We start from the raw sequence: 18,661 nt of genomic DNA on the forward strand, positions 1-18,661 counted from the left end.
CTACGCCTTCACCGCCGGCGCGAAATCCTTGCCGACCGAGATCGCGCGCGGATCGATGATGCAGTGGAGGATCGACGGCTTGCCCGAAGCGAGCGCGCGCTCGAACGCCGGCGCAAACTCTTCGGTGCGCTCGACGCGCTCGCCATGGCCACCGAATGCCTTCGCATACATCGCAAAGTCAGGGTTCTTGAGCTGAGTTCCGACCACGCGGCCGGGATAATCACGCTCCTGGTGCATACGGATGGTGCCGTATTGCGAGTTGTCGACGACGATGACCACCAGCGGCGCGTCGTACTGCACGGCGGTCGCGAATTCCTGGCCATTCATCAGGAAGCAGCCATCACCGGCAAAGGCGACGACGACGCGATCCGGATATTGCCGCTTTGCAAGCACCGCGGCCGGCACGCCATATCCCATCGAGCCCGAAGTCGGCGCGAGCTGGGCGGCAAAGCTGTGGAAACGGTGATGGCGATGGATCCAGCCGGCATAGTTGCCGGCACCGTTGCAGACGATCGCGTCCTTCGGCAGGCGGTCGCGCAGCCAGGTCATGACCTGGCCGTACTGGAATGTGCCCGGCAGCTCACGCGCCTTGTCGGTCCAGGCAAGGTAATCGGCATGCGCCTTGGCGGCCTCACCCTTCCAGGCGACCGCGCCTGATGGCTTCAGCGTCTCGACGGCGGCGGCGAACGCGGCGGGCGTCGCCTGGATCGCGAGCTCAGGCTGGTAGACGCGGCCTAGCTCTTCCGAGCCCGGATGCACGTGGATCAGCTTCTGCTTCGGCGTCGGGATATCGAACAGTGTGTAGGACGAGGACGGCATCTCCGACATGCGGCCGCCGATCAGGAGAATGACGTCGGCGTTGTCGATGCGCGCCTTCAGGCCCGGGCTCGGCCCGATGCCGAGATCGCCGGCATAATGCGAATGATCGGCATCGATCAGCGAGGCCCGGCGGAACGAGGTCGCGACCGGCAGGTCGAACCGCTCGGCGAAGCGCGCGATGCTCTTGGTCGCCTCATCGGTCCAGCGCGAGCCGCCGAGGATGACAAGCGGCGCCTTGGCACTCGCCAGCATGGCGCCGACGCGCTCGAGATCTGATGGTGCCGGCCAGCTCACGGCCGGCTCGATGCGCATGGCGTCGGCAACGGCCGCCGTCTCGGTCAGCATGTTCTCCGGCAGCGCGATCACCACGGGACCCGGACGGCCCTGCATGGCGACGCGGAAGGCGCGCGCGACCAGCTCCGGAATGCGATCGGGGCGATCGATCTCGACGGCCCACTTGGCCATGGTGCCGAACACCGCCTTGTAGTCGAGCTCCTGGAACGCCTCGCGCTCGCGCATGCCGGTGTCGACCTGTCCGACGAACAGGATCATCGGCGTCGAATCCTGCATCGCGATGTGGACGCCGTGGCTGGCATTGGTGGCGCCGGGGCCGCGGGTGACGAAGCAGATTCCGGGACGGCCGGTGAGCTTGCCATAGGCTTCCGCCATCATCGCAGCACCACCCTCGGCGCGGCAGATCACGACGTCGATCGGGCTGTCATGCAGCGCGTCGAGTGCCGCGAGGTAGCTCTCGCCCGGCACGCAGGTGACGCGCTCGACGCCTTGGGCGACGAGCTGATCGATCAGGATCTGGCCCCCGGTGCGGGTGTTGCGAATGGTCATGACAGCTCCCTGCAGGCTTTGGCGATGCGCATCACGGCCTCGCGCAAGTTTTGTTCCGAGGTGGCGTAGGACAGGCGGAAATAAGGTGCAAGGCCGAAACAGCTGCCCGGCACCACGGCCACGTCATGCCTCTCCAGCAGGAAGCGGCAGAACGCGGCATCGCTATCGATAACGGTCCCATCCGGCGTGCGGCGACCGACCAGGCCGGCGCAGCTCGCATAGGTATAGAACGCGCCTTCCGGCCGGCGGCAGTTGACGCCGTCAATGGCATTGAGCGCATCGACCACGATGTCTCGGCGGCGCTGGAACGCGGCACGGCGTTCGATCAGGACATCCTGCGGGCCGGTCAGTGCGGCGATCGCAGCGGCCTGGCTCACCGAGGACGGATTCGTCGTGCTCTGGCTCTGCACCACCGCCATCGCTGCGATCAATTCGCGCGGGCCGCCGCCATAGCCGACGCGCCAGCCGGTCATGGCGTAGGCCTTGGAAACACCATTCACCGTCAGCGTGCGTGATTTCAGGCTCGGCTCGAGCGTCGCTGCGGTCACGAACGGCATGCCGTCATAAATCAGGTGCTCGTAGATATCGTCCGCCATCAACCAGACATGCGGATGGCGCTTGAGCACATCCAGGAGCGGGCGAAGCTGCGCGGCCGAATAGGCGGCTCCGGTCGGATTGGACGGCGAGTTGAGCAGCAGCCAGCGCGTCTCCGGCGTGATCGCGCGTTCGAGATCGGCGGCGTCGAGGCGAAAGCCGTTGTCCTCGCGGCAGAGCACGTCCACCGGCGTGCCGTCGGCGATCCGCACCATGTCGGCATAGCTGGTCCAGTAGGGTGCTGCGAGGATGACCTCGTCGCCGGGACTGAGTGTCGCCATGAAGGCGTTGTGGATCACCTGCTTGGCGCCGGCGCCTGCGGTGATCTCGTCGGCGGCATAGACGAGATCGTTCTCGCGGCGGAATTTCTCGGCGATGGCCGCCTTCAATTCCACGGTGCCGTCGAGGATCGTATATTTGGTCTGGCCGGCGCGGATGGCGCGCATCGCCGCGTCCTTGGCATGATCAGGCGTATCGAAGTCAGGCTCGCCGGCGCCCAGCACGATCACCGGTCGCCCCTCGCGCTTGAGCCGCTGCGCGACTGCGCCGATCTTCAAGATCTCGGAGACACCGATCGCGCTGATGCGCTGGGCGGGACGGAAGGTCGATGCGGGCGCCTGGACAGTCACGGCCGAGCCTCAACTGCGCGCGGCGATCGCGATCACCTCGATGCGGAAGGCGGGATCGGCAAGCTCGACCTTGCCGCAGGCGCGGGTCGGCGTGTTGCCCGGTACGACCCAGGCATCATAGACCGCGTTCATGGCGTCGAAATCGTCCATGTTCCTGAGCCAGACCTGCACGCTGAGCAGGCGGGACTTGTCGGTGCCGGCGCGTGCCAGCATGTCGTCGACCTTCGCCAGTGCCTCTTTTGTCTGCTGGGTAATATCGGCGGTCTTGGTGTCCGCCACCTGACCTGCGAGGAAAACGAGATCACCGAACACGGAGGCGCGGCTGCGGCGGGCGTTCTGGTCGATGCGGGTGATATCAGACATGGGATGTCCCTAGCTTTTACTTGCCGGTGGCGATGATGCGGCGGCAGTGGTCGAGCGCCGCGCCGATGAGATTGTCGCTCGCCTCGGGCGTGCGGAACGCCGAATGCGCCGACAGCGTCACGTTCGGCAGCTTGGTCACGGGATGACCGGCGGGAAGCGGCTCGACGGTGAAGACGTCGAGGCCGGCATGGGCGATGTGGCCGGAGCGCAGCGCGTCAAGCATCGCGTCCTCGTCGACGACGGCGCCGCGCGCGGTGTTGATCAGGATGCTGCCCTTACGCATCTGGGCGATGCGCTCACGCGACAGGAAACCCTTGGTCTCGTCGTTGAGCAAGAGATGCAGCGAGACGACGTGGCTCTCGGCGAGCAGCTTCTCCAGCGAGACGAACTCGACGCCGGGATGGGTCTTCGGCGTCCTGTTCCAGGCAATCACCTTCATGCCGCAGCCCGCCGCCATACGCGCGGCTTCCGCCGCGATGCCGCCGAAACCGATCAGGCCGAGCGTCTTGCCGGTGAGCTGAACCGCGTCACGGCGCAGCCAGTTGCCCTCGCGCATGCCGCGATCCATCTCGCCGAAGCTTTTTGCAGACGCCCACATCAGCGCGATCGCGCATTCGGCAACCGCTGTGTCGCCATAACCCTTGATGGTGTGGACGGAGATGCCGCGCTCAGCGAGCTCCTCCGGATTCATGTAGCTGCGCGCGCCGGTCCCGAGGAAGACGACGTGCTTCAGCTTCGCGCATTTCTCGGCAATCGCTGATGGCACCGCCGTGTGGTCGACGATCATGATCTCGGCATCGCCGAGCAGGCCGGGCAGATCGTCGGGCTTGATCGAAGGATTGCGGTTGATGCTGACCGGCAGCTTCTGCGAGGCCAGCAGCTTGTCGGTCACCGCTGCCAGGGTCTCGTTCGCATCGACGAATAGGGCGCGCACAGGCCTCTCCTTCAGCTCACTTCCATATTGCGTTCAGTCTTGTATTCAGACTTAAATGCAATTGACAACCCCTCCCCATCAGGAATTTTGCGCAATCCTGCCAAGATATTGGGCTCATTTCTGCCTTGCCGCCCAAATGGTCAGCAACTCGAAATACCGTATTGCATTTTATCCTGAATACAGAAATAGTCCAGAGGCCGGACACACGATCCGACCCAGATTGCAGGGAGACAGAGACCATGAATCGCAGGGATGCTCTCACCACCGTCGCGCTGGCAGGCGCAGCGATCGCCGCCGCGAGCGGCTCGGCCAAGGCCGATGCGCCGGCCTCGACGCTCGACCGCATCAAGAAGAATGGCGTGCTGCGCGTCGCCGTCATCGTCGGCCAGGAGCCCTATTTCCATAAGGACCTCGCCACCAACGAATGGTCGGGCGCCTGCATCGACATGGCCAAGGACATCGCCGGCAAGCTGGGCGCCAAGGTCGAGACGCTGGAATCGACCTGGGGCAACCAGATCCTCGATCTCCAGGCCGACAAGGTCGACCTCGCCTTCGCCGTGAACCCGACGCCGGAGCGCGCGCTCGTCATCGACTTCTCGACGCCGATCCTGGTGCACTCCTTCACCGTCATCACCAAGAAGGGCTTTGCCAAGCCGCAGACCTGGGCCGAGCTCAACAAGCCCGAGGTCAAGATCGCCGTCGACATCGGCTCGACCCATGAGACGATCGCGCGCCGCTACTGCCCGAAGGCCACCATCCTCGGCTTCAAGAACCGCGACGAGGCGATCCTTGCCGTCGCGACCGGCCGCGCCGACTGCAACGTCTCGCTGGCCGTGCTCTCGGTCTCGACCCTGAAGAAGAATCCGAACCTCGGCGATCTCGCCATTCCGCGGCCGCTGCTGACGCTGCCGACCAACATGGGTATCCGCGCCGAGAGCGACCGCCGCTACAAGGATTTCCTCAGCGCCTGGGCCGACTACAACCGCGCGATGGGCCAGACCCGCGAATGGATGCTCAAGGGTTTTGAGGCGGTCGGCCTCACCGCCGACGATCTCCCGCCCGAAGTGCAGTTCTGACGGTCGATCGATGTACGTCTGGGACTTCGCGGCGCTCAAGCCGTATTGGGGCCTGATCTGCCAAGGGCTCCTGGTCACCGTGTATTACACGGTGACCACGGTGGTCGCGGGTCTCGCCATCGGACTGTTCGTCGGCATCCTGCGCACGACGGCACCGCGCTGGGTCACGGTGCCGTTGCGTCTCTATATCGAGGTGTTCCGCTGCACGCCGCTGCTGGTGCAGCTGATCTGGGTCTACTACGCCCTGCCCGTGCTGATCGGCGTCGACATGTCGCCGGCGATGGCCTGCTTCATCGCGCTGTCGCTCTATGCCGGCTCGTTCTATGCGGAAATCTTCCGTGGCGGCATCGAGGCCGTCGACACCGGCCAGTGGGAGGCCGGCCGCGCCATCGGCATGCGCCGCGGCAAGATCTTTCGCCGCATCGTGCTGCCGCAGGCGACGCAGGTGATGATCCCCTCCTTCATCAACCAGACCATCATGCAGCTCAAGAACACCTCGCTGGTGTCGGTGGTCGCGGTCGGCGACCTCCTCTATCAGGGCACGGTCATCACGGCGTCGAGCTACAAGCCGCTCGAGGTCTACACCACGATCGCCGTGCTCTATTTCGTCGTGCTGTTCCCGCTGACGCTGGTTGCCGACCGGGTCGAGCTGAAGATGGGGGCGCACCGATGAATGCTCTGATCGCTGACAACATCCACAAGGCGTTCGGCGACCATGAGGTGCTCAAGGGCGTCTCGCTTTCGGTCGCACGCGGCGAGGTCGTCACCTTGATCGGCGCCTCCGGCTCCGGCAAATCCACCTTCCTGCGCTGCCTGAATCTCTTGGAAATGCCGCAGCAGGGTGAGCTTGCGATCGGCACGCACAAATTCGCCTTCGGCAAGGGCATGCGCGCCGCCGGCGATGCGCAGCTCGCGCTGCTTCGGCGTAGCGTCGGCATGGTGTTCCAGCACTTCAATCTGTTCCCGCACATGTCGGTGCTCGCCAACGTCACAGAGGGACCGGTGCAGGTGAAGGGCATGGCGCGAAACGAAGCCGATGCGCTTGGCCGCGATTTGCTCGCCAAGGTCGGCCTCGCCGACAAGGCCGACGCCTTTCCGAGCCGCCTGTCCGGCGGCCAGAAGCAGCGCGTCGCGATCGCGCGCGCGCTCGCGATGAAGCCAGACGTGATGCTGTTCGACGAGCCGACCTCGGCACTCGATCCCGAGCTTGTCGGCGAAGTCCTCTCCGTCATCCGCAGCCTCGCGAGCGAAGGCATGACCATGGTGCTGGTGACGCATGAGATGGCCTTCGCCGCCGACGTCTCCACCCGCGTCGGCTTCATGAACGACGGCATCATGGCCGAGATCGGCACGCCGGAAGAGACGATCCGCCAGCCGCGCAGCGAGCGGCTGAAGGCGTTCCTGGCCCGGTTTCACGAGACGCATTAGACTGCCGTCACGACCATCCCAAATCGGTGGGTAGATTATGAAACTCCGCGGCGGCTTCACGAATTACGGCGAGACGATCGGCATCCTGATGCTCGATACCCGCTTCCCGCGTCCGCGCGGCGACATCGGCAATGCGCTCTCCTACGACTTCCCGGTGCGCTACAAGATCGTGCGCGGCGCGCACGCGACCAGGATCATGGGCGACCAGCCCGATCCCACCCTGCTCGAGCCGTTCATCGCGGCGGCCCGCGAATTGGAAGCCGACGGCGTCAAGGCGATCACGACGAGCTGCGGCTTCCTCGCACCGTTCCAGAAGCAGCTTGCGGCTGCGGTGAACATCCCGGTCTTCACCTCGAGCCTGATCCAGGCGCCGTTGATTCATGCCATGCTGCCGCCGGGCAAGGTCATCGGCATCTTCACCGAACGCGGCCACCACATGAACGAGGGGCATTTCCGCGGTGTCGGCTGGTCGCCGGACGAGATCCCCGTCCAGATCCAGGGCATGAAGCCCGATGCGCAGTTTCCCGCAACCTACATTCTCGGCTGCGAGGAACTGGACACCGACGTCCTCCGCGCCGAGATGATCGAGATGACGGAAGCTTTCATGGCGTCCTGCAAAAACCCGGGCGCGATCCTGTTCGAATGCACCAACATGTGCCCGTTCTCGAAGGACGTCGCCGAAGTCTCGGGCCTTCCGGTGTTCGACATCAACACGTTGATCAACTTCTTCTATCGCGCGGCCCATCCCGTGCCATTCCTGCGCTGAACGAGCCCCGCTGCCCCTCGTTGCCGGCCGGAACGAGACGCGTCAGGGCATGACGGACGCGTCGGCCTCCCTCCCCTCCCGCTCCACCCAACCCGTCGCAATCGCGCTTGCCCAGCTGAGCATGCCCTTGCTGCGCGCCAGTGCGGCCATGGCCGTGGTGTCATAGGGTACGTAGCGGATCGTCGCGGACCAGCCTGCGCCAGCATGCTCCAGAATCGCGTAGCACGCATGCGGCGTACCGACCTCGACCACGTAGGGAACGGGCACTTTCCCGTCATAGCCGGGCAACCCGACGCCGCCGGGATTCACGACCAGCCGTCCATCCCTCAAACGCACCACGCGCGGAATGTGCGTGTGGGCGCACAGGATGATCTCGGCATCGATCCCCTCAGCTTCAGCCTCGATCGCCTCGATCCCGCTCGGGCGCGGGCAGCCGTCGTCGGCAATGTGGTCGAGCCAGAAAGCTGCGTCATCCCGCGGCGATCCATGGCACAGGAACACCCGTCCCTTATAGGTGAGCGTGGACGGCATGCTTGCCATCCAGTCGAAGTGCTTGCGCGCGAGCTGACGGAAATCGCTGCGAGCGGAGCCGCCGGCCTGCCAGAGCTCGACGAGGATTCGATCCTGGTCGCCCCGTATCGACGGGAAGCCCCGCGCCATCAACAGGTCCGCGGTCCTGGCTGCCTCGAGCGGGCCACTGACATGGTCGCCGAGGTTCACGACCTCGTCGATGCCGAGCATGGCAACGTCCGCAAGGACGGCTTCAAGTGCCGGACGATTCCCATGCACGTCCGCGATGGCAGCAAATCTCATTTGGCCCCTCCCATTCGGAATGGCCGATCGTTCTCGCTATGCGGGGGATGCAGGACTGGCTAGTCAATTTAGCTACGTCTCTTTAGCTGCATTTGTAGAAGCGCCCGCAAGCTGAGGATCAAATCGGCGCTGCCAGAAGAATTACACGATCGTGGTTGCCAGGCAAGCAATGCGAGTTACGAACTGTCGCGGCAATGCCGACGTGACCTCGGGAAAATAACGCGCTACGTTTCCCGGACAAGACCAAGAGGAAACGCCAATCGTGTACGACTTCATTATCGTCGGCGGCGGCTCGGCGGGGTCCGTGCTGGCCCACCGGCTCTCCGCAAAGAGCGCCAACAAGGTCCTGCTGTGCGAGGCCGGACAGGACACACCGCCCGGCAACGAGCCCGCCGAGATCAGGGACAGCTATCCGGGCACGGCCTATTTCGATCCCCGCTTCCACTGGACCGAACTCAAGGTCACGACCCAGATCGTCAGCCACAACAATCCGAACGAAGCGCGTCCTCCCCTGCGCAAATACGAGCAGGCGCGCGTGCTCGGCGGCGGCTCGTCGATCAACGGCCAGATGGCCAACCGCGGCGCACCGACCGACTACGATGAATGGGACGCGCGGGGCGCCGACGGCTGGAGCTGGAACGACGTGCTGCCGTTCTTCAAGAAGGTCGAGCGCGACCTCGATTTCGACGGCCCGTACCACGGCAAGGACGGCAGAATTCCGGTACGCAGAATTCCACGTGAACACTGGACGCGGCATTCGCAGGCATTCGCCGACGCCTTCCAGCAGGCCGGCCATCAGTTCGTGCCTGACCAGAACGGCGAGTTCGTCGACGGCTATTTTCCGGTGACGCATTCCAATCAGGCCGAGCAACGCGTCTCGGCCGCGATGGGTTATCTCGATCGCGACACGCGCAAGCGCGCCAATCTCACCATCTCCACCAACACGCAGGTGAGAGAGCTGCTGTTCGAAGGCACGCAATGCGTCGGCGTGAAGGCGATGGTCGACGGACGGGAACAGGAATTCCGCGGCCGCGAGATCATCCTCTCCAGCGGCGCGATCCATTCGCCGGCGCATCTCCTGCGCGCCGGCATCGGCCCGGTCGGTCATCTCAAGGATATGGGCATTCCAGTCCTGATGGGGCTGGCAGGCGTCGGCCAGCGCCTGATGGATCATCCTTCGATTTCGCTGTCGTCCTTTGTCCGCCGCGGCGCGCGCATGAACGAGCACACCAGGCGCCACATGCAGCTTGGCCTGCGTTATTCATCCGGGCTGTCGGGCGTACCGAAGGGCGATATGTTCGTCGTCCTGCTCAGCAAATCGGCCTGGCACGCGGTCGGCGAGCAGATCGGCTCGCTGCTGACCTTCGTCAACAAGACCTATTCCGAGACCGGACAGGTCAAGCTCGCCTCGCGCGATTCCGCCGCCGAGCCGATCGTCGAGTTCAATCTGCTGTCCGACCGCCGCGACCTCGACCGCCTGATGAGCGGCTTCCGCAAGATGGCGGCCGTGCAGATGAGCGACGTGGTGAAAGCGGTGACGGACAAGCCGTTTCCGGCCGCCTATACCGACAAGGTGCGCAAGATCGGCGTGGTCAATACCAAAAACAGGATCCTGACCAAGATCGCCGCGACCTTGATGGACGGGCCGGCGGCGCTGCGCCACTACCTGATCGACAATTTCGTCGTCGAAGGTTTCACCTTCGACCAGGTGATGAACGACGACGATGCGCTGGAAGCCTTCGTCCGCAAGGCGACCATCGGGGTGTGGCACGCCTCGTGCTCATGCCGCATGGGCCGGGCCGACGATCCGATGGCGGTGGTGGACAACCAGGGCCGCGTCAAAGGTATTCAGGGCCTGCGCGTCGTCGACGCCTCGATCTTCCCGGTGGTGCCATGCGCCAACACCAATTTCCCGGTGCTGATGTCGGCGGAGAAGATCGCTGCGTCGATAATGCAGTGAGGGCTAGCGACTGCCGGGCGGGTGGAGGGATCAATGGATTGCAGCATCCGCCCGGCGCGCGAAGAGGATAGCGGCGAAATCAGCGCCGTCATTCTGCGCGCACTGCGCGAGACAAATGCGAGGGATTACACAGACGAGATCATCGAGCGGGTCGAGCATAGCTTCAGCCCGACCGCCGTTCTGGAGCTGATCCGCAAACGCACGGTCCTTGTTGCCGCCCTTGGCGGCCGCGTCGCTGGAACGGCGAGCCTTGACGGAAGCGTCGTCCGCACGGTCTTCGTGGCTCCCGACGTTCAGGCGCAGGGGATCGGCAAGTTCCTGATGGCCGAGATCGAACGCATCGCGCGCGAGCGAGAGATCGCTTTGTTGACCGTCCCGTCTTCCGTCACCGCGGAATCCTTCTACGCACGGCTCGGGTTCAAGGCCGTGCGTGACAGCTACTTTGGCGATGAGCGCACGATCATCATGGAGCGATCGCTCGCTGCTGTTTCGTAGGTCCGGACTGCGCCGATAGCTCCGCCCATACGCGGAAGCGCGCGCCGTTGTTGATCGGCACGATGTGAAACGGCTGGCCGAAGATCGCGAGCGGCTCATGGCCCGGCTCGAACTGCGGCCAGGCTTGCGCGACGTCCGGCATGCCGGTCGTGACGAAGCGCAAGACGCTCGCCTGAAACCGCGCCGCGACATCAATGTCGGCCGGGGTCATCGGCCCGCCCTTGCGCCTGAGGATCGGCCGATCGATGAAATCAGGCAGATGCGCCCACAGGCAGGCATTGTCCGCGCCATGGGTTGGTCCCTGCGACAGGAACGGCTCCAGCGCCGGGCGATGATCGAACCGGCTCAACCACACCGCGCCGCCTGCCGCAGCATGACGCCGCGCGAGATCGGCCATGGGGCGATGCCAGAACGCATCCGACAACAGCGCCTCGTACGGATCCTCGTCGAGGCGCGCGTTGGCGCGATAATAGGATAGCAGCCGGCACCAGCCGGCATCGCCGAACGCCGCGCGCACTTGTCGCTCGGTGGTGCGGATCATCGCGGCCGGCGGCATGCTCTTCAGGAACATCACCATCTCGTCGCGGCAGGAGCCGAGCCAGAGCGGAATGTCGCGCAAAGTTTCGTCGGCGAAGACGTCGCGCGGCTCGCACGCGATCACGGTCCCGTCGAGCACCGGACCGAACACGGTGCCTGCGTCCGTCTCGTCCGCGAGCCTGCGTCCGACGCGCTCTACCGCCGCGAACAGCTTTGGCAGCGGCACGGACGCAATCGCGCTGGGATCGCGCGCAAGCTCGAGCTCCTCGAGCACGTGGCGCGCGACATCGTCGGCGTGCCCCGCACTCATGATGTTGCGCCCGGGCGCGCTCAGCGCGAGGGCACGGATAAACTTGCCTCGTGCATGCGGCAGGGTTGCGAGCGCGATCACCATGGAGGCGCCGGCGGATTGTCCCGACAGCGTAATCGCATCCGGATCGCCGCCGAAATTCGCGATGTTGGCACGGACCCAATCGAGCGCCGCGAGCGTATCCTGGAGCGCGAGGTTGTTGGCTTCGGTGAGGCCGTAGCGATGCAGTTGCAGAAAGCCGAGCGGCCCGAGCCGGTAGTTGATGGTGACAATGACGGCCGGACCGTGGGCGGCGAGGAAGGAGCCGTCATAATCGGCGCCGCCGCCGGTGACGAAGGCGCCGCCATGGATGAAGAACTTGACCGGCAGCGGGTGATCCGCCGCCGGCGCCCAGATGTTCAGGCTGAGACAGGATTCCTCGTCAGCATGATCGAGGTGGCCGGGCTGCGGCGCGTAAGCGCCGTAGTCCGTGCATCGGCGCGGCTCCGTCCACGCGAGCGGCGGTGTCGCTTTGGCAAAACGCCGCGCGGTCGCGAACGGCACGCCCTTGAACACGCGTAAGCCGTTCTGCTCGGCGCCGATGATCGGCCCGCTCGTGGTCGAAACTGCGTTGGTCAACATGCGACTTTCACTCATCCCGACTCAGGCGTGCCGCTTGCCGAGATCGGCGATGTCGACATTGAGGGTTTCGCGCGCGGTTGCCGCAGATGCCGCCGAGATCACGCAGCAGCAGGCAACGAAGATTGCCACGGGGATCCAGCCGTTCGGCCCCTCGCCGACCAGGCTCGCACTCACCAGCGGCGTGAAGCCGGCGGCGAGGAAGCCGAGCTGCGTGCCGATCGCCGTGCCGGAGTAACGCACGCGCGCGTCGAACATCTCCGCATAGAACGACGGCCAGATCGCGTTCGGCGCGGCGTAGATGACACCCGAGAGGATCATCGCCGCGGCGAAGATCGCCGGCGTATTCCCCGATGTCACCAGCATGAAATACGGGAACACCAGCACCGCACAGCCGAGCACGCCACCGATGAACACCGGCTTGCGGCCGATCCTGTCGGCCAGCAGCGCCCACAGCGGCTGGGTGATCAGCGCGGTGACATTGCCGAGCACGCCGGCCCACAGCATGGTCGGGCGGGCGACGCCGAACTTGCTGGTGGCATAGCCGAGCGCGAATACCGCGGTCATCGTGCTCACGGTCGCGATCAGCGCGCAGACGATGACGCGCAGCACGTCCGGCCAGTAGTCGCGCATGAGCGTAACGACGGGGAAGCGCGCCACCTGCGCCTTGTCCTTGATGTCTTCGAAGACGGGCGTTTCCGGCATGGTCCTCCGCACCAGGTAGGCGACCAGCAGCACGAGCGCGGAGAGCAGGAACGGAATGCGCCAGCCCCAGCTCAACAACTGGTCTTCCGGCAGGCTCGACACCGGGATGAACACCAGTGTTGCAAGGATCGCGCCGGCCTGGGTGCCGCTCAGGGTCCAGCTCGTGAAGAAGGCGCGGTTGGAATTGGCGGAATGCTCCAGCGTCAGGGAGTTGGCTCCGCTCTGCTCGCCGGCAGCCGACAGGCCCTGCAACAGGCGGAGCAGTGTCAGGATGACAGGCGCGGCATTGCCGATCGTCTTGGCATCCGGCAACAGGCCGATCGCCAGCGTCGAGCCGCCCATCAGCACCAGCGTGAACAAGAGCACCGTCTTGCGGCCGATACGGTCGCCGAAATGGCCGAGGATGACGGCGCCCACGGGCCGAGCGATATAGCCGATGCCGAAGGAGAGCAACGCGAGCAGCGTCGCGGTCGAGGGATCGACGTTGGCGAAGAACACTTTCGGAAAGATCAGCGCCGCAGCGGTGCCGTAGATGAAGAAGTCGTAGTATTCGAGCATGCTGCCGACGAAGCTGACCAGCGCGGCGCGCTTCGGCAGCTTGTTCGGCGTGGCTTCCGCGCTGGATGATGCGCGCAGCGGTGCGGTTGACGTCAGCGTCATTGAAGGCTCCTCCCCATGTGGCCGGTGCGGTTCGCGTCAGGCAGATCGCCTCGCGCGCGTTTTCTGGTTCTGGTTGCCGCAACTTTGGTTTGGAGCGATAATGTACGAACTAGTACGTTTATGCAATACGCATTGGATCAATGCCCCGACGGACGAAATTTGCCTTCACCTTCAAGGTGATCCGTGGAAACTGGCGGGAGAAACTGTGATGCTCGAGCGCATGCCGCCCCCATCGAAGCGCACCAACGACCCTGAGCGCACCAAGCGCGACATCCTCGAAGTGGCGATGGCCGAATTCGCCTCGGAGGGCTATTCCGGCGCCCGCGTCGATGCGATCGCGGCGCGGACGCGCACGTCGAAGCGGATGATCTATTACTATTTCGGCGGCAAGGAGCAGCTCTATCTCGCGGTGCTGGAGGAGGCCTATCGCAGCATCCGCGCGCTGGAGGACCAACTCGACATCGAAAGCTGCGACGCCCGCGAGGGATTGCGCCGGCTGATCGAGGCCACCTTCGACCATGACGAGCGCAATCCGAACTTCATCCGCCTCGTCAGCATCGAGAACATCCACCACGGCAAGCACCTGAAGCAGAATCTGCAACTGCGCCAGCTCAACGCCAGCGTGATCGCGACACTCGACGGCATCCTCGAACGCGGCCGCGGCGAAGGCGTCTTCCGCGACGACGTCGACGCCATCGACCTGCACCTCGCCATCTCCTCCTACTGCTTCTTCCGCGTCGCCAACCGCCACACCTTCGGCGCCCTGTTCGACCGCGACCTCAGCGAGCCCAGGGTGCTGGCGACGAGCCGGACGCAGATCGTGGAGATGATCCTGGCGTGGCTGGCGGCGACGGCTTAGCCACACACTCGCTGTCATTCCCCGCGACCCGGCTACGCCAAGGCTTCGCCGGGGCTGCGGTCCAGGGGCGCCGAAGCTTTAGCGTAGGCGGCAGGCGGGGAATCCAGTACGCCGCGGCCTATCGAGGAACCACTACCGTCTCTGGAATACTGGATCACCCGCTTTCGCGGGTGATGACGGCGGAGACCGGAGCCCCCCTCACCCGCCCCTCTTCCCCCGCGTGCTCGCCAGCAGCACCAGCATGAACGACGCCACCGTCATCAGCGTCGAGATCGCGGCGATGGTCGGGTCGATCTCGTCGCGCAGCGCGGTGAACATGCGCTTGGTCAGCGGCTGATACTGGCCGCCGGAGATGAAAAGCGCGACGATGGTCTCGTCCATCGCCGAGATGAAGGCGAAGATGCCGCCCGCGACCACGCTGGACTTGATCTGCGGCAGCGTCACCGCGAAGAAGCTGCGCAGGCGGTTCATGCCGAGGCTGCGCGCCACCATCTCCTGTGCCGGATCGAAGCTCTGCAAGCCCGCGAGCACCGAGATGACGACGTAGGGCAGGCCCAGCATCACGTTCGCCAGCACGAGGCCGGGCATGGTCGCGACCAGGCCGACCTTTGCATAGACGAAGAAGATGCCGACCGCAGTGATGATGATCGGCACAACAAGCGGCAGCAGCAGCGCCATGTGGATGATGCGCATGATGCGCAGCTTCGACTGGCTGATCGCGTAGGCCGCCGCGACCCCGCACGGCGTTGCGATCAGGACCGTGAAGAACGCGACCGTCAGCGTCACCCGCGTCGCCTGCATCCAGGCCGGATTGGCGAAATATTGCTGGTACCAGCGCAGCGAGAACGACGGCGGCGGGAACGTCAGGAAGCGCGCACTGGAGAACGAGATCGGCGCGATGATCAGGACGGGCAGGATCAGATAGACCAGCACCAGCGCGCTGATCACGTAGAGGACAATCCGTGCGGGCGAAGTGCGCGTCATTTCTGCCCCAACACGCGATCGAGCGAGATGAAGCGGCTGACGGCGAAGAAGATCAGGAGCACGCTGAGGAGCAGCACCACGGCGACCGCGCTCGCGGCGCCGAACTGGTTGTAGAGCTCGACATTGCGGCTCACCAGCATCGACACCATCACGGTGCGGCCGCCGCCGAGCAATTCCGGCGTGATGTAGAAGCCGAGGCAGAGCACGAACACCATGGTGCAGCCGGCGAGCACGCCCGGCAGCGACAGCGGCAGGAACACGCGGAAAAACGTCAGCGACGGACTCGCCCCCAGGCTCGCGCCGGCCTGCATCAAATCGCCGGGGATCTTCTGCATGGTGGCATAGAGCGGCAGCACCATGAACGGCAGCAGGATGTGCACGGTTGCAACCACCGTGCCGAACGTGTTGTGCACCAGCGCGAGCGGCTCGGAGATCACATCGAGATAGCGCAGGAACTGGTTGATCACGCCAGTGCGCTGGAGCAGCGCCAGCCAGGCATAGGCGCGGACCAGCACGCTGGTCCAGAACGGCAGCACCACCAGCGACAGGATCAGGATGCTCCAGCCCTTCGGCACGGCGTTGGCGAGATAGGCGACGGGATAGCCGAGCAGCAACGCGATGACCGTCACCGCGAGGCTGATCTCGAAGGTCAGCGCAAAGCTGCGCCAGTAGATGTCCTCGGTAAAGACCCGGCGATAATTCTCCAGCGTGAAACCGTCATGGTAGATCGACTGCCAGGCGAGCCAGCCGACCGGCAGCACGATCAGGAGAAGAATCACGAGCAGCGCCGGCGACACCAATGCCAGCATCAGCGCATGCTCGCGGCGCTGATGCTTTTGGGAGGAATCTGGCACCGATCTCGTCAACGCTGCCTCGCTCACTTCTGCATGAACGACGCCCAGCGCTTCTCGGCGGCCTCGCCCGCGGGCGAGGACCACCAGGCGTAGGACATCAGCGCCTGCTTGGCCGCGTTCGCCGGCTCGCTCGGCAATTGCGCGGCGCGCTCGGGCTTGATCACGCCGGTCTCGAACGCCTTCGGATTGCCCGGGCCGTAGTCGATGTTGAGCGGCAGATTGGCTTGGTGCACGGGATCGACGGCCTCATTGAGGAACTTCACCGCGGTATCGAGATTCGGCGCGCCCTTGAGGATGCAGAGCGAGGTGCTCTGAAGGACGCCCTGGTTGTAGGTGAAGGAGACCTTTGCACCCTCCTTGGCCACCGCGCTGACGCGGCCGTTCCAGGCCATCTCCATGTCGACCTCGCCGTCATTGAGCAGCTGCGCCGACTGCGCGCCTGAGGTCCACCACACCGTGATGTGCGGCTTGATCTCCTCCAGCTTCTTGAAGGCGCGGTCGACGTCGAGCGGGTAGAGCTTGTCGGGCGCGACGCCGTCGGCCATCAGCGCGGCCTCGAGCGTCGCGAACGGATGGTTGCGCAGCGCGCGGCGGCCGGGAAATTTCTTCACGTCCCAGAAATCGGCCCAGCTGTTCGGCGCGTCCTTCGGGAAGGTCTTCTGGCTGTAGGCCAGCACGCTGGAATAGAACTCGTAGGACACCGAATAGGGACTGCGATAGGCCTCCGGCATCGCGGCGCCGTTTGGAATCTTCGAAAAGTCGAGCTTCTCGATCAGCCCCTGCTCGCCGCCGCGCAGGCAGTTGCCGGTCGGGGTGTCGACGACGTCCCAGATCGGCTTGCCGCTGCCGACCTGCGTCTTGATCGCGGGCCAGGCGTCGGGAATGGAGTCCTGGTTGATGGTGATGCCGAGCTTCTTGGCGGAGGGATCGAGGATCGCCACCGTCTGCGCCGCCTGATAGGCGCCGCCTTGCGAGACGAAGGTGATCTGCTCGGCGGCGCTCGCCGCGGTGCCGCTAAACGCGATGGCGCCCAACAGGGCGTAGCCAAATCCAGAATGCCGTTTCGTCATCATCCTCGCCTCCTCCATCACCAAATAATCTCACTGACCGATCGCATCGAGAAACTGGTACCAGCCGGCGACCATGCGCACGGCGGGCTCGCGCAGCGGATAGAACGGGATCGCCTTCATGCGCCTGATATCGAGCAGCCCGACCTCGGGCGTCTCGCCGCGCACGAAGGCGGCGAGATAGCGGCCCATCAGGCTCGACATCGCAACACCGGCGCCGTTGTAGCCCATCGAGACCAGCGTGCGATCGTCGAGCCGGCCGATATGCGGCACCGAGTCCAGCGTCATGCCGACGAGGCCCGACCATTTATAGGCGAGCGGCACATCGGCAAGATCCGGGAAGATGCCGACCATCGCCTTGCGCAAGGCGTCGAAGGCAGCTTGCGAGTCCTGCTTGCCGAAGGCGCCGCGGCCGCCAAAGATGACGCGGTTGTCGACCATGCGGAACCAGCGCATCATGCGCTTGGTCTCGGTGTAGGTGCGCCCCGTCGGCATCAGCTTGCCCGCGAGATTGCGCGGCAGCTGCGCGGTCGCAACCATGGCGCTGCGGAATGGGATCAGCGTACGCTGCATATGCGCGGTCGCGCTGGTGAGATCGGAATAGCTGTTGGTGGCGATGATCGCCTGTTTCGCGCGCACCGCGCCTTGCGGCGTCTCGGCGACGATGCCGCCGTTCTCACGCCGGAGTTTGACCACCGGCGACTCCTGGAAAATCGGAACGCCGCGGCGCGCAACGCCATCGGCGAGCCCGCGCAGATAGTTCAGCGGATGGATGCCGCCGGAGCCGGGATTGAGCACGCCGCCGACAAAAATGTCGGAGCCGGTTTCGTCACGCACCCCGCGCTTGTCGAGGATGCGGACTTCGGCGGAGCCCATCTCGCGCGTCATCCAGTTGGCTTCGTCGATCGCGGCCTTCAGCGTCGTCTCGTTATGCGCAGCCTTGACCTGGCCCGTGCGTGTCAGCGCCGCGCTGGCGATGCCGAATTCGGACACCAGCTCCTCGACCATGTCAGTCGATTCATGCGCGATCTCGTACATGCGCTGCGCCATGGCGCGACCATGCGCGGCGTCGATCTCGCGGAACGACAGGCGGAATTTTGCGGTGATCACCCCGCCATTGCGCCCGCTCGCGCCCCAGCCGGGACGGTTCGCCTCCAGCACGACCGGCGACAGGCCGCTCTTGGCGATGTGGTGCGCCGCGGAGAGGCCCGTGTAGCCTGCACCGATGATCACCACATCCGCCTGTCGCTCGCCCGACAGCACGGGACACGCGCGCGCCGGCTCCGCCGTGGCTTCCCACAGCGAGTTGGCCGATGGCAATGCGCTCCAATCCCGTGTCATGCCGCC

General features: G+C 65.0%; 18 protein-coding genes. 7 read left to right on the forward strand and 11 right to left on the reverse strand.

Features of this window, described 5'->3' with window-relative positions; genetic code table 11:
• The 4 genes from ABIA90_RS22330 to ABIA90_RS22345 are packed head-to-tail and all read right to left on the reverse strand — an operon-like array spanning window position 1 to window position 4,182.
• Window positions 1-1,662 carry a thiamine pyrophosphate-binding protein gene (locus ABIA90_RS22330; RefSeq protein ID WP_354119369.1) on the reverse strand — a complete coding sequence of 554 codons (1,662 nt, stop codon included), beginning with the start codon at window positions 1,660-1,662 and terminating at the stop codon, window positions 1-3.
• On the reverse strand, window positions 1,659-2,885 hold the full coding sequence (locus ABIA90_RS22335; RefSeq protein ID WP_354119368.1) for a pyridoxal phosphate-dependent aminotransferase: 1,227 nt from the start codon (window positions 2,883-2,885) through the stop codon (window positions 1,659-1,661). Before ABIA90_RS22335 ends, ABIA90_RS22330 begins: the two co-directional genes overlap by 4 nt.
• A gap of 9 nt (window positions 2,886-2,894) precedes the next feature.
• Window positions 2,895-3,248 (reverse strand): RidA family protein, encoded by a 354-nt coding sequence (locus tag ABIA90_RS22340; protein ID WP_063981348.1) that lies wholly within the window; start codon window positions 3,246-3,248, stop codon window positions 2,895-2,897.
• 16 nt (window positions 3,249-3,264) lie between these two features.
• On the reverse strand, window positions 3,265-4,182 hold the full coding sequence (locus ABIA90_RS22345; protein ID WP_354119367.1) for an NAD(P)-dependent oxidoreductase: 918 nt from the start codon (window positions 4,180-4,182) through the stop codon (window positions 3,265-3,267).
• A gap of 239 nt (window positions 4,183-4,421) precedes the next feature.
• Between ABIA90_RS22345 and ABIA90_RS22350 the strand changes: the two genes are divergently transcribed.
• The 4 genes from ABIA90_RS22350 to ABIA90_RS22365 are packed head-to-tail and all read left to right on the forward strand — an operon-like array spanning window position 4,422 to window position 7,452.
• Window positions 4,422-5,258 carry a transporter substrate-binding domain-containing protein gene (locus ABIA90_RS22350; protein ID WP_135216109.1) on the forward strand — a complete coding sequence of 279 codons (837 nt, stop codon included), beginning with the start codon at window positions 4,422-4,424 and terminating at the stop codon, window positions 5,256-5,258.
• 10 nt (window positions 5,259-5,268) lie between these two features.
• Entirely contained in the window at window positions 5,269-5,931 is a 663-nt protein-coding gene (locus ABIA90_RS22355) for an amino acid ABC transporter permease (protein ID WP_166102640.1), read from the forward strand.
• Entirely contained in the window at window positions 5,928-6,686 is a 759-nt protein-coding gene (locus ABIA90_RS22360) for an amino acid ABC transporter ATP-binding protein (RefSeq protein WP_354119366.1), read from the forward strand. Before ABIA90_RS22355 ends, ABIA90_RS22360 begins: the two co-directional genes overlap by 4 nt.
• Window positions 6,687-6,723: 37 nt before the next feature.
• A complete protein-coding gene (locus ABIA90_RS22365; protein ID WP_354119365.1) occupies window positions 6,724-7,452 on the forward strand; it encodes an aspartate/glutamate racemase family protein in 729 nt (242 codons plus the stop codon).
• A gap of 42 nt (window positions 7,453-7,494) precedes the next feature.
• Here ABIA90_RS22365 and ABIA90_RS22370 read toward each other — a convergent pair whose 3' ends face one another.
• Window positions 7,495-8,265, reverse strand: a complete 771-nt coding sequence (locus tag ABIA90_RS22370) for a metallophosphoesterase family protein (protein WP_354119364.1) — start codon at window positions 8,263-8,265, stop codon at window positions 7,495-7,497.
• A 262-nt stretch (window positions 8,266-8,527) separates the two neighbouring features.
• Between ABIA90_RS22370 and ABIA90_RS22375 the strand changes: the two genes are divergently transcribed.
• The gene (locus tag ABIA90_RS22375) at window positions 8,528-10,225 is read left to right on the forward strand and encodes a GMC family oxidoreductase (RefSeq protein ID WP_354119363.1); all 1,698 of its coding nucleotides are present in this window, start codon (window positions 8,528-8,530) and stop codon (window positions 10,223-10,225) included.
• Between the two features lie 33 nt (window positions 10,226-10,258).
• Entirely contained in the window at window positions 10,259-10,720 is a 462-nt protein-coding gene (locus ABIA90_RS22380; protein ID WP_354119362.1) for a GNAT family N-acetyltransferase, read from the forward strand.
• Here ABIA90_RS22380 and ABIA90_RS22385 read toward each other — a convergent pair.
• Complete coding sequence (locus ABIA90_RS22385; protein ID WP_354119361.1) at window positions 10,689-12,188, reverse strand: carboxylesterase family protein; 1,500 nt, start codon at window positions 12,186-12,188, stop codon at window positions 10,689-10,691. The genes ABIA90_RS22380 and ABIA90_RS22385 overlap by 32 nt on opposite strands.
• Before the next feature lie 21 nt (window positions 12,189-12,209).
• A complete protein-coding gene (locus ABIA90_RS22390) occupies window positions 12,210-13,550 on the reverse strand; it encodes an MFS transporter (protein WP_085405283.1) in 1,341 nt (446 codons plus the stop codon).
• 208 nt (window positions 13,551-13,758) lie between these two features.
• Between ABIA90_RS22390 and ABIA90_RS22395 the strand changes: the two genes are divergently transcribed.
• Complete coding sequence (locus ABIA90_RS22395) at window positions 13,759-14,409, forward strand: TetR/AcrR family transcriptional regulator (protein ID WP_354119360.1); 651 nt, start codon at window positions 13,759-13,761, stop codon at window positions 14,407-14,409.
• Window positions 14,410-14,607: 198 nt separating this feature from the next.
• On the opposite strand, the gene ABIA90_RS22400 is transcribed toward ABIA90_RS22395, so the two are convergent.
• The 4 genes from ABIA90_RS22400 to ABIA90_RS22415 form a co-directional block, all read right to left on the reverse strand.
• A complete protein-coding gene (locus ABIA90_RS22400) occupies window positions 14,608-15,393 on the reverse strand; it encodes an ABC transporter permease (RefSeq protein WP_063981335.1) in 786 nt (261 codons plus the stop codon).
• A complete protein-coding gene (locus ABIA90_RS22405) occupies window positions 15,390-16,202 on the reverse strand; it encodes an ABC transporter permease (RefSeq protein ID WP_049807861.1) in 813 nt (270 codons plus the stop codon). The genes ABIA90_RS22400 and ABIA90_RS22405 overlap by 4 nt, the downstream gene beginning before the upstream one ends.
• Window positions 16,203-16,270: 68 nt before the next feature.
• A complete protein-coding gene (locus ABIA90_RS22410; protein ID WP_354119359.1) occupies window positions 16,271-17,320 on the reverse strand; it encodes an ABC transporter substrate-binding protein in 1,050 nt (349 codons plus the stop codon).
• A 27-nt stretch (window positions 17,321-17,347) separates the two neighbouring features.
• Entirely contained in the window at window positions 17,348-18,655 is a 1,308-nt protein-coding gene (locus ABIA90_RS22415) for an NAD(P)/FAD-dependent oxidoreductase (RefSeq protein WP_354119358.1), read from the reverse strand.
• Window positions 18,656-18,661 lie beyond the last annotated feature (6 nt).

The sequence above is a fragment of the Bradyrhizobium sp. LA6.8 genome, assembly GCF_040547935.1.
GTDB classification, from domain to species: Bacteria; Pseudomonadota; Alphaproteobacteria; order Rhizobiales; family Xanthobacteraceae; genus Bradyrhizobium; species Bradyrhizobium barranii.